Annotated in this window: 6 protein-coding genes; 1 reads left to right on the forward strand and 5 read right to left on the reverse strand. The window is 35.7% G+C overall.

Annotated elements, in window-relative coordinates; genetic code table 11:
* The first annotated feature begins 62 nt into the window (after positions 1-62).
* A complete protein-coding gene (locus AC3QLY_RS01780; protein WP_074420444.1) occupies positions 63-1,187 on the forward strand; it encodes a TlpA disulfide reductase family protein in 1,125 nt (374 codons plus the stop codon).
* Positions 1,188-1,527: 340 nt separating this feature from the next.
* Here AC3QLY_RS01780 and AC3QLY_RS01785 read toward each other — a convergent pair whose 3' ends face one another.
* The 5 genes from AC3QLY_RS01785 to AC3QLY_RS01805 all read right to left on the reverse strand — a co-directional run bounded on the left by AC3QLY_RS01785 (position 1,528) and on the right by AC3QLY_RS01805 (position 12,319).
* Positions 1,528-2,949, reverse strand: coding sequence for a RagB/SusD family nutrient uptake outer membrane protein (locus tag AC3QLY_RS01785; protein ID WP_074420443.1), 1,422 nt, complete (start codon positions 2,947-2,949; stop codon positions 1,528-1,530).
* 19 nt (positions 2,950-2,968) lie between these two features.
* On the reverse strand, positions 2,969-6,046 hold the full coding sequence (locus AC3QLY_RS01790) for a SusC/RagA family TonB-linked outer membrane protein (RefSeq protein ID WP_287101449.1): 3,078 nt from the start codon (positions 6,044-6,046) through the stop codon (positions 2,969-2,971).
* A 406-nt stretch (positions 6,047-6,452) separates the two neighbouring features.
* Complete coding sequence (locus tag AC3QLY_RS01795; RefSeq protein ID WP_218331288.1) at positions 6,453-7,937, reverse strand: RagB/SusD family nutrient uptake outer membrane protein; 1,485 nt, start codon at positions 7,935-7,937, stop codon at positions 6,453-6,455.
* Positions 7,938-7,964: 27 nt separating this feature from the next.
* Complete coding sequence (locus AC3QLY_RS01800) at positions 7,965-11,033, reverse strand: SusC/RagA family TonB-linked outer membrane protein (RefSeq protein WP_218331289.1); 3,069 nt, start codon at positions 11,031-11,033, stop codon at positions 7,965-7,967.
* 254 nt (positions 11,034-11,287) lie between these two features.
* Positions 11,288-12,319, reverse strand: coding sequence for a PorP/SprF family type IX secretion system membrane protein (locus AC3QLY_RS01805; protein ID WP_218331290.1), 1,032 nt, complete (start codon positions 12,317-12,319; stop codon positions 11,288-11,290).
* Between the last annotated feature and the right edge of the window lie 50 nt (positions 12,320-12,369).

Consider the following 12,369-nt stretch of genomic DNA (forward strand, 5'->3'; position numbering starts at 1 on the left):
CAAGCTGCATATTCAATTAGAATTTCAAAACAAAGCGTTTATTTAAAAACAAATCAAAATATATGAAACAATTTGTATTAGGTATTGTACTGGTTTTTACACTATTTGCCTGCCAGCAAAAAAAATACGGAGCTTTTATTATAAGCGGGAAAATTGAAAATGCACCCTCCAATAAAATTTTATTAGAAGCATTGCCCTTTGGTGCACAACAACCCGTAGTAGTTGATTCAACTACATTAACTTCGAACGGAAATTTTGAATTAAGAGGAACTGCCACCACTGAAGGCCTTTATTTATTGGCAATAGAAAATGGGCCACAGGTTTTATTTATTAATGATAGTAAAGATATTAAAGTAGTAATGGATGCACATAATTACAAGGCTTATACTACCAATGGTTCTGCTGCATCTACTGCATTACATCAGTTTTTAGAACAGTATAGTACAAAATTTGGGCCTTTGGCCGATGCCTATCTGCAGGCAGATTCTTTACAAAATACACCCCATGCCGACAGTGCATTATTGGCAGCAGTTAATTTGCGCAAAGAAACCTTATTGAAAAATTTTAATGGGTTTTTAGAGCAAACCATTAAAACATCCAATAGTCCGGCTCTCACCTATTATGTAATTGGTAAAGCATTTAAAACCATGCAACCCGATGCAATCAAACAATTAACAGATGCATCTGCAGCAAAATTTAAAGACAATGCGGGCTTATTGCGTTTACAGGAAATCATCAATGGCCAAATGGCAACCGATCCAAAAATTGCACTCATGAACAAACCGGCACCCGATTTTACATTAGCCGATACTTCGGGTAAAATGGTATCATTGAGTAGTTTTAAAGGTAAGTATGTATTAGTAGATTTTTGGGCCAGTTGGTGCAGCCCCTGTCGTCAGGAAAATCCCAATGTAGTTGCTGCTTTTAACAAGTATAAAGATAAAAATTTTACTGTTTTAGGCGTATCATTAGACAATGACAAAGCAGCCTGGTTAAAAGCCATCCATCAGGATAAACTTACCTGGACCCATGTAAGCGATTTAAAACAATGGCAAAGTAGTGTGGTTGATTCATATAAAATAACGGGTATACCATTTAATGTATTGGTTAACCCACAGGGTATTATAATTGGCGTTGAATTAAGGGGAGCTGCGTTGCAGGATAAGTTAGCGGAAGTGTTAAAATAGAAAAATGATTGTAAAGCAGCTTATTGTAAAAACAGGTAGATTCTTAAAATAGGTTGCACTAATATTCATTAGAGGATGTATCAAAAGCAAAATGAAAGAGCTGAGATTTACATAAACAAAATTTTTCTCCATCCCCTTTTACTGAAAAAAGAGGCTGCATATCACTTTTGATACAACCTCTTTTTAGTGCTTTTTTAGATTGCTTAAATTAGCTAATGCACCTTTACAAATTAATGGGGCAAATTTTTAAAGAATAGAGAAAAAGGAAGTATACAATAAAAAACAGGCTGTACCCATACCCATAATGGAGCAGCCTGTTTTTATTAAATTAAAAACCAAATTAATAACCTGGGTTTTGAACCATTATGGAACCACTATTCAAAATTTCTTGTAAAGGAATTGGGAATCTACATTTAAAAGCACTATTAGGATCGGAAGTATTAATTCCAATAATACCTAATTGTTTGTATCTTCTTAAATCAAAAAAACGATGCCCTTCATGTGCTAATTCAACTCTTCGTTCATTTAAAATTGCAGTTAAAAGATCACTCTGTGTAACAGCCAAAGTATTTGGTAAACCAGCACGATTTCTAACAACATTTAAATCGCTGGCAGCTCCAATAAGGTTACCTTGCTGCGCTCTTGCCTCGGCGCGAATTAAATAGATTTCGGCTAATCTAATTTGAGGAATAAAATCATCACCAGTCGAAACACGTGTATATTTAAGCGTTTTAGCTGGAGGAGCAATAGCAGCACTTGCAGCGGTTGTGTAATTTACGCCCTTTCTTAAATCACCAATTTCATGCGCATTATTTAAGCCTGTGCTGGCAGAAATTTCATTTCTACCACCATAACCAGTTGTAAAATAGAAGAAAGCAACTGAATTTTGATTTGTTGGGTCATATGGAAGTGTCCAAATAACCTCTTGTTTAGGACCAATATTGCCATATAAGGACGCATAATTTGACAATAATGACTGACCTGTTACAGAAATTACGGCAGTTGCTTTTGCTTCAGCATTTGCCCAATCTCCCCTGTATAATGCAACTCTGGACAATAAAGCATTTGCAGCTTTTTGATCAATTCGCCAGTTATAACTGCTATTGGCTGAATTGGTTACTGCCAGGTTGGCTATAACCTGGGTTGGGTCTAAATCAGCTAAAATTTGTTTCCACACATCATCTTCTGAAGATCTTGCTATTGGAGCTGCATCACTTCCGGTTAAAGTTGGATTTATTCTTAAAGGAACTCCCCAAGATTTCCCATTTACATCTGGCCCCTGATTATAACCATTTTCATTGCCCCCCCAATAACGTAACAAATTAAAGTAGTGATATGCTCGCAAAACTTTAGCTTCTGCAATAACTTGATTTTTATCTGTAAAAGTGGTTGCAGTATTTGCTGTTGCAGCAGCTATAACAGTATTACATCTATTTATTCCAGCATATATTTGCGTCCACATATTTGTAATTTCTACATTATCCGGAGTAATTGATTTGTTAAATATCTGTGCAAAACTTGGAAACGTACCAACATGCGTTATATTATCTGCATACATATCTGCAAAAATAAAGTAACGTAATCCCATATAATTACCACTTAAAGATGCACTATAAGCACCAAGTAAAGCAGCACGAATACTCGCAGGATCATTAAGCCTGGATGCTTCTATATCATTTTGTGGGGTTTGGTTTGTAATTACTTTGGTACAACTCGTAAAAATAGTACCAAATATAAACAAAATAACAAATATTTTTTTCATACATTTTTATTTGAATAAATTAAAAGGTAACATTTAATCCTATTGACACAGTTCGAGCCTGAGGCACAGTTAAAAAATCTGTTCCAGCGGCCGTAGTGGTCTCACCAAAAGTGCTAATTTCAGGATCAAATCCGCTATACTTCGTAAAAGTTGCTAAATTCTGTCCCTGAATATAAAACCGCATAGAGGATATAGTCAATCTTCTCAAAATACTTTGAGGTAAATAATAAGCAATTGTTACAGTTTTTAATCTTAAGTATGAACCATCTTCCAAAAATCTGGTAGAAGTTCTTCTATTATTATTAGGATCACCAAAAACCGCTCTGGGATACCTGATGTCAGTTGTTGGATTGGAGGGAGTCCACCTATTTAAGGTAGTTGCAAATTGGCCAAATATACTATTCATTCCTTCAGCAAATGCACGTGTATTGTTATAAATTAGATTGCCCACCTGATATTGAGCAAAAACTGAAAATTCAAAATTTTTATATTTGAAAATATTACTAAATCCTCCAAAATATAATGGTTGTGCATTTCCGAGTATAGTTTGATCTGCACCGGTTATAGCAGATCCCCCTGTTAAACTTTTAAACTTTAAATCGCCGGGAGAGGTAAGTGAACTTTGAAAAGGGGCACCTGAAATCTCAGATTTAGATTGAAATACTTTATCTACAATATACCCTCTAAAAGAACCTAATGCATATCCTTCCTGTACCCAACTAGTAAAACCAGCAGCAAATGGCTGCCCACTTAATTTTGTAACGCGATTATTGTTCCAGGTAATATTTGCATTAAAGTCCCAACTAAAATTATTTATTTTTACTACATTAGCATTTACAGAAAGTTCTATCCCTTTGTTTGTAATTTGTCCAATATTTGAGGCAATACTGGTAAATCCCGAATTAAGAGGCAATGGTAAGTTAAATAATAAATCGTCTGTAATATTCTTGTATACATCTACTGTAATATTGACCCTATTAAACAAACCCAATTCTAAACCTATATCAGCAGCTTTACGATTTTCCCAACTTAAACTCGGATTTCCCAATTGTCTGGGAGCCAAACCAGGTAACTGATTAATATTAAATCCCGGTGAAACTAAGGCTAAAGCTGCAAAGTCTCCAAAATTTCTATTACCTGTTGTACCATAACTGCCTCTTAATTTCAAATTAGAGATAATTCGATTATTCTGAAGAAACTTTTCTTCACTGATATTCCATCCTCCGGAAATTGAATAAAAATTACCATAACGGTTATTGGCTCCAAAATTAGAGGACCCATCTCGCCTAAAACTTGCACCTAATAAATATTTTCCTTTGAAAGAATAATCAGCTTTGCTAAAAAAACTTACTAAAGCGTTGCTTGTAGCACTGGAACCAGCGCCAGATTTAACTGCACCTGCATCTAACTGGGTTATTGTATTTCCGGGAAAATTTGTGGCAGAAGCATTGATTGTTTCGTAATTAAATGTTTGTACTTCATTACCAATTAAGGCTGACAATTCATGGTTTCCTGCCCGATCTATTTTTTTCCTGAAAGTTAATACATCATTCCACAATAATGTATAATAGTTTGTATTAGCCTGATAACCATTTCCATTGGTGCCTCGTCCGGAATTAGTGGTGGTGGGATAAAACCTGGATTCTCTTAAGTTTACTGAATTTACACCAAAGGTGCTTTTAAATGTTAACCAGGGTTTAATTTTCCACTCTCCATAGGTATTTGCATTCAAGGTGTTTGTGATTGCTTTTATGGTAGGTTCGTAAGCAACTGCCAAGGGATTATCTATACTTGAATTTCTATCACGACCATAACTACCATCCGCATTGTATGCTGGTGTATTAGAACCTAGCAAAACTGCAGTTGAAAGTACGCCATAAATACTGTTATCATTCACCAGTCTGTTATTTTGAGATCTAGATAATGCAATTACCCCTCCAATTGTAAAATTATTGGAGATTTTGTTCTCTAAATTCATTCTCAAATTATAGCGCTCATATCCTGAACCAATTAAAGTTCCTTGCTGGTTTAAATATCCGCCAGAAAAATAAAACTTAGTTTTTTCATTTCCACCGGAAGCACTAAGTTCATAATTTTGAATAGGTGCATTTCTAAACACTAAATCTTGCCAATTGGTACTTACACCTTTAGCACTATCTGCAATTAATAATCCATTTCCACTACCAAACAACCCATTTACTAAAGCATCTAAATTTGGGAATGGATTTGGAATTAAATTACCATATCGATTAAATACTTCCTCACGAACCAACCCAATATATTGTGGACCTGTAAGTGGTTGAATTTTTTTCCAAACAGATTGAATACCGTTCTGAGAACTAAAACTTATTTTAGTTTTTTGATTAGCACCCCGTTTAGTAGTAACCAATACAACGCCATTATTAGCTCTTGAACCATATAAAGAAGCTGCGGCAGCATCTTTTAAAATTTCAATAGATTGAATATCATCTGGATTTAAATCAGATAAAGGATTTAAACCCTGACCACCAACACCGATTGTTTGTAAGTTGTTCGTTATAACCGGTACACCATCAACCACCCACAGTGGTTGATTTCCGGCACTCAGTGAAGAAACTCCTCTAATTCTAATAGAAATTCCACCACCGGGAGTACCTGATTGTGAACTTACTTGAACACCAGATGCCTGACCCTGAATTGCCTGATCCGGGCCTGCAACAGGTAGATCTTGTATCGATGAACCTGAAATGGTAGCAACAGAACCTGTAAGTTCTTTTCGTTTTTGAGTACCATAAGCTACAACAACTACTTCATCTAATTTTGAATTAGATGGTTCTAATTTTACGTTAATTAAAGTGGCCCCTTCAATATTTACCTCTTTTCTGGCAAAGTTTAAAGAAGTAATAATTAAAGCCTTAACATTAGCAGGAACTGCTAATGAAAACGTTCCATCACTTTCTGTACTCGTCCCAATTTTCGTTCCTTTTGCCAAAATGGATGCTTTTTCAACGGGTTTGCCGTTTTCATCCAGAACCGTACCTTTTATGGTACGATTTTGTGCCCACAATTGACCCACAGTCAACAATGCACACACGAGAAGCAATAGCAGTTTTCTCATAATTCTCTGTGTTTTAGTTTTAAAAAAAGTTAAAAAAGGATTTCAAATATAAGTTATCAAAACATTAAAGACATAAATTTTCTATAAAAAGTTGCAAAAAAATAAAAATTATCACTATTGTTCGACAAAACTTAACTTAAAAATCGCTGTAATCTTTTGCTGTAAAGAATTACAGGCTAAAAAATGATTATTTCAAAGTTGGAGGGAGCACCCCATCATCTTTTGAAATCGACTGAAATATGGTTCTGTAAGGGGGTTAAACCATTATTTTACAACTTTAGTCGGACAACAATGTGAAATTATCTTTTTTTTAAAAAAAATATTCTTGGATTTAAGTTTAAGATAATTTATAATTAAAAAAGGCCAAATTTTAATTTAGCCTTTTTAAAAATTAATTAAAAAAATATTAATACCCGTTATTCTGAACAATATTGGGATTCACTAATACCTCATCCTTTGGTATGGGAAAGATGATATTTAAGGTTGCAGGTGTAACATTTAAGCTTTGTATAATGGCATTAGTGGCATCCTGCGCCTGTGGTTTTACAAAAGAACGCTGCAACCGGTAAAAATCCCAAAAACGGTAACCTTCCCATGCTAATTCTTTACCCCGTTCAGTTAAAATATCTTCTAACACCTGCGGGCCGGAAGAGGTATAACCTGTAAAAGCAGGATCTCGTTGCATCGCTACCATGTTCAAGTATTTCAGTGCATTAATGGGATCGTTTAAATTGTAATAAGCTTCCGACAAAATCAGTAAAACTTCTGCATAACGTACAATTTTTACATCATCATAATTAATCGGATCAATAGGGTATTTGGTTATATAATAGGCAATACCCAATTGACCGGAACGGGTACTTGGATTATACAATTGCCGTCTGGCATCGGTTAAAGTATACGAATTGTAGAAATCTTGTGTTGCCAAAATATCACCATAGCTTCCAATTGGTTTGGGTACATAGAGGTTCGCCAATGTACCATCTGAAACACTATTGTTGGCGTCAGAAGTTACTTCAAACATGGTTTCTACCCTGTCAGTTCTTGGAGTAGTTCCTTTCCAGTAATTTACAAGGCCTGTACTTGGAGTTAAGGTAAAGCCTCCATTATTTACCACATCTAAAGCGGCATTTTTAGCATTGGTCCAATCGCCCATGTGCTGATAAACTTTTGCCAATAAACCTGAAATGGCATATTTAGAGCAGAAAGAAGAATTGACACTTCTGGTTTGGCCGGTACTGAGAAATGTCATGGTACCACCCTGATTAAATTTTGCAAGAGAATAAGCTTTATTTAAATCGGTCAATGCCTGTGCATACACTTCTTTAATGGTATTACGGGCAGGTTTTGCATTTTGATTGAATGTTAATACAATAGGTACACCCGGGCCATTGGGATCTTTAGCATAAGGCAAAGCATAATTTCTACATAAATCAAAATATACCATACCTCTAATGGCATATGCTTCAGAGAATAATTGACTGATATTGTCATTGGTTATAGCCAGTCCGGAATTGATGATCAAATTTGCATTTTTGATGGCCTGATATGCATTGAACCAAATATTGCTGGCATAACCATCGGTAACCACCATATTGTACAAATTAAAACCGGTATAACGACCAGAATTTTGACTGGATTGGAAAGCATGGTCGGCCATTAAATCTCCTTTTACGGCAAAGGTTCTGCCATAAAAATCAGTTGCCCGCAATGAGGCATATAAGCCATTGACTGCCGCATTTAAATCGGCCTCAGATTTAATTGCATCGCTCAAAACAGATGCATTGTAAGGTTTTAGATCTAAAAAACTTTTTTGGCAGGCAGATAAAAATAAAATCAGCCCCAATAAAGTAAGCTTACTTAAATGATTGTATATTTTTAAATGTTTCATTATCAGAAATTTTATTAAGTAATGAATTTAAAATGTTACGTTTAATCCAACGGTTAATGATCTGGAAGGTGCAACGGCTTGGTTGTTAAATCCTTGCACACCCTGCTCCGGATCGCTGGTTAAATTATTATCATAAACTTTTGTCCACAAATTGCTTCCGCGAACATAAAATGCGAGTGCAGATAAATGTAATTTTGATAATACATTTTTATCTGTTAATCGATAACCTAATTGAACATTTCTCAAGCGTATATAATCACCTTTATAGATAATACGGTCTGAACCACTTGCGCCATTTCTGGAGTCTCCATAAATATATTTAGGCACATTGGTAATATCACCTTTTTTCTGCCAGCGGTTCATCATAAATGCATATTTGCCGCGGGTAGGAAAACTACCATCCGTAAAGAAACGTGCATAGTTATCTACAATATAATTTCCGTAGTTGTAATAAAAATCAATACCAAAAGAAAAATTCTTATAAGTAAAGGTATTGCCCAAACCCCCAAAATCGGTTGGTGAGGCAGATTTACCTACTAAATATAATTTGGCAGAAGCAAAGGTTGAAGTAGTAGCAGATTTGGTACTGTCAGTATACCAAAGCGGATTTCCATTATTAGGGTCTACACCTGCCCATCCTCTGGTATAAAACGAGTAGAAAGGCTGGCCTGCTCGCATTAGGAATGCACTGCTTTGCGGATTGAACTGATCTCCTGTAGGCAAATTGGTTACTGCATTTTTATTATGCGCATAATTGAAATTTACCTGCCAGGTAAAATCTTTCGTTTGAATGGGTATCACAGATATGGAAAATTCTATTCCTTTATTTTCCATGCTACCCAAGTTGCTGATTACTCCGGTAAAACCGGTTGTTCTGGAAATTTGCTGACTCAATAAAGAACCATCTGTTTTTCGATTATAATAATCAGCAGTAATGTTTACTCTGTTTTTAAACAAACTCAAATCAAATCCTATATCAAATTGTTTGTTTTGTTCCCAGGTTAAATTAATGTTTCCAATATTATTAAAAGTACCACCGGCAACACCATTATAATTGTAACCAAAACCAAAGGACGGTCGCCATTGGTAGTTGCCTATTTCAGCATTACCATTGGTGCCATAAGATGCCCTTAATTTAAGATTAGTAATAGCGGGAATATTTTTCATAAAATTTTCATTCACCACATTCCAGGCAAATCCTATTGAATAAAAATTACCATAAGGGTTGCTACTACCAAACCGGGATGAACCATCTCTCCTAAAACTACCATATAAAGAGTAACGGTCATCATAACTAATATTGGCAGTAGAATAAGCCCCGGTGAATGCATAATCGGATGATACCTGAATACCCAGCGTAGAGGTTGCTGCATTTTGAGAAGAATACAAATCTAATTTAGGCGGAAAACTCTGAGCAGAACCCTGTTGCTGCAAATACGCATTGCGTGTAGCTTCATAACCTACTTTTATATCTGCATAAAATTTCTTATCCTTATTAAAATCAAAATGATAATCTAACTGGTTATACCAATTCCATAAAAAATTTCGCGTATACAATGATAATGCATAGCCTGCAGTACCTGAACCATCTCCATGAAACTGGTTATTAAATTGATACTCTTCGTTACCATTAAACTGCAATCCCAGATTACTGGTAAATTTCAGTGATTTCCATATTTTATATTCTACAGTTTCTGTTCCAAAAATACTTAATGCCTTTAACCAGCGTTTATCATTGGCGGCAATGTATAATGGATTATAGTGGGCAGGAAAGCCGAAATTATTTCCGGAAATATTTAAAGTTCCATCCGGATTAAATGGATTTTGCGTTGGCCTTAATACCAATGATACATATCCGGGATTTCCAAAATAACCACCTCCTCCGGAAATACCGCTTGAAGCCAATACTGAATTTTGAACCACATTACCTACCGTTACTTTTGTTGTAAAACTTAATCGGTCGGTTGCCGCATGGGTTATTTTAATATTACCTGTATATCGGGTTAAATCTGCACCAATGGTAGTACCCTGTTGTTTAAAATAACCACCTGAAATAAAATACCTGGTTTTACCATCACCACCTGAAGCACTTAAATTATATTGATTTTGAATACCTGTTTGGGTTACCAAATCAAACCAATGAATATCTACACCATTGCCATAACCATACGATGCTAAAGTATTATTAATAGTAGTTTGGCTTGCATTATTATTAACCAGCCCTTCCTGCAACAAAGTAAACCAGTCTGCTGCCTGTAATGCTCTTCCGGCAGCCGGTGGTGCAATTACATTATTGTTGCCTAATTCTGCACTTAGGTTAAATTGTGTTTTACCCATTTTACCGCTCTTGGTAGTAATAATAATTACACCATTTCCACCCCTTGAACCATAAATGGATGTAGCTGCTGCATCTTTTAAAATAGAGATACTCTCTATATCATCGGCATTAATGGTAGCTAAAACATTAGTACTGGGATTGATGTTAAACCCACCTCCGTTACCATTCGATAAATCACCACCATTCATAACAACACCATCAATTACATACAAGGGTTGTGATGCACTTAACGAAAAAGATCCTACCCCCCTGATTCTTATTTGTTGGTTGGCACCCGGTTGGCCTGTAGTAGCTACCGACTGTACCCCGGCAGCAGCGCCTTGCAACATTTGGTCAATTGACCCATAAGGCTTATCAGCCAATTGTTCGCCACCTACTTTCACTATTGCAGCGGAAGAATTACTCTTTTTCTGAAGACCATAACCGGTTACAACCACTTCTGATAAATCTTTACTGGAGGCAGATAATGATAGGTTAATAATACCCTTGTTACCTACAGGAATATATTGTTCATCTAAACCGACATGGCTAAACTGAAGCCCTTTCACTTTTTCTGAAACATTAATAGAATAGATACCGGCGGCATTGGTAACTGCAGTACCAACCACCTTTTTATCGCCGCCTAATGCATTGATGGAAACACCTACCAACGGTTCTCCTTTTTCATCCGTAACCTTGCCGGTTATAGTGCGGTTTTGTGCAAATACCTGGCTTACTATTAAGCACAAGCATAGTAACAGGAAATAAACTTTTCTCATGTATGCAGGATTTTAATTTTGGTTAATGAAACAATGTTATTAATAAAAATTTAACATTCCAAAAAAAATTTTAATTATTTTTAGTATCAAAGGATGACTTACTGTTTTAATTTTACATTCAATGTAAAAATTTTAACGATTTCATCCGTTTTTAAAATGCAATATTTTGCCAATAATTGCATAAAAAAACCTGCAAAAAGCAGGATTTAAAAGTATATACCCAATATAAATGTGAAAATGCACTGCCATTGCAATTAAAACCTCGTACACCTTAACTTATCTAAGGTACTGTTTCTAATTTTGAGAAAACCATGATAAGATGCAGTTAACTCAAATCCACCCCGATAATTCGATACGGTTTTTAACTTAGAAACATTTACATCATAACTTAACCCCACACTCATGTGTTTAAAATCCATTTTCACTACTGGTACAAACGCATCTCCCCAACGCAAAAAACTACCAAAATAAATGGTATATGGATCTTCATTATAAAATTTTTGAACATCAAACCCATATAAAATACCCCCCAATAATTGCCGATAGCCATTTTGTGTAAAATAATCGGCAAAAGCAATAATGCGGTTTCTGTCGGTAACCGGTGAATTGACCCCAACATTAAAAGTAAGTTTGGGATACAGGAAATTTTCTACAGTCCCCGTAACAGAATGTATCACCGGTTTATTAAAATGTGCATAGCCCGCCCCAATATAAAAACGGCCATTTTCTCCATAGCTGCTGCTGAAACTTACACCTGTAGCCAGATCCCAGTAATTGTATCCAGTATTGGTAAACATTTGTGAGGTTGGATTACTGGAATTATAAGAACCACCCAGGTATTGATCGCCGGTTTTAATTAGTGTAGGATCAAATTGGCTGTAAACAGGACCACCCATAAATGCAATAGATAAATAAGTGTCTTTATCATCACTCAACGACTTGCTATAATTTACTACCGGCAAAAACTGTGTGCGTTTTAACTGAATATCACCGGCCTGATCTAAGGTCATTTGAGAACCCAATGTTAACACGTCGTTATTGCCTTGCATGGGCATTTTATATTCCACACTCATAGCTTCTGTTCTAAAGGGTACCGTTACACTGGCCCATTGGTCACGATACACAGTAGACACTCGTAAATCACCGGTAAATACCCCGGCCAATGCAGGATTTCTTAGCAAGGGCTGCTCGTAGAACTGAGAAAAAGTAAGATCCTGTCCAAAAACAAATTGCCCGGACAAGAGAAAAAATATGCAGCAGATGAAGGGTGAGTAGCGTTTTTTCATATTTTTTGGATTTTTATAAAAGACTTTTTAAAGTCTTCCTGAAATAATTA

This window comes from Hydrotalea sp. GW822-HT8A01, assembly GCF_058798575.1.

Coding starts and splice junctions, on each gene's coding strand:
- AC3QLY_RS01800 (WP_218331289.1), bottom strand. CDS start 11,033: ATGAGAAAAGTTTATTTCCTGTTACTATGCTTGTGCTTAATAGTAAGC.
- AC3QLY_RS01805 (WP_218331290.1), bottom strand. CDS start 12,319: ATGAAAAAACGCTACTCACCCTTCATCTGCTGCATATTTTTTCTCTTG.
- AC3QLY_RS01795 (WP_218331288.1), bottom strand. CDS start 7,937: ATGAAACATTTAAAAATATACAATCATTTAAGTAAGCTTACTTTATTG.
- AC3QLY_RS01785 (WP_074420443.1), bottom strand. CDS start 2,949: ATGAAAAAAATATTTGTTATTTTGTTTATATTTGGTACTATTTTTACG.
- AC3QLY_RS01780 (WP_074420444.1), top strand. CDS start 63: ATGAAACAATTTGTATTAGGTATTGTACTGGTTTTTACACTATTTGCC.
- AC3QLY_RS01790 (WP_287101449.1), bottom strand. CDS start 6,046: ATGAGAAAACTGCTATTGCTTCTCGTGTGTGCATTGTTGACTGTGGGT.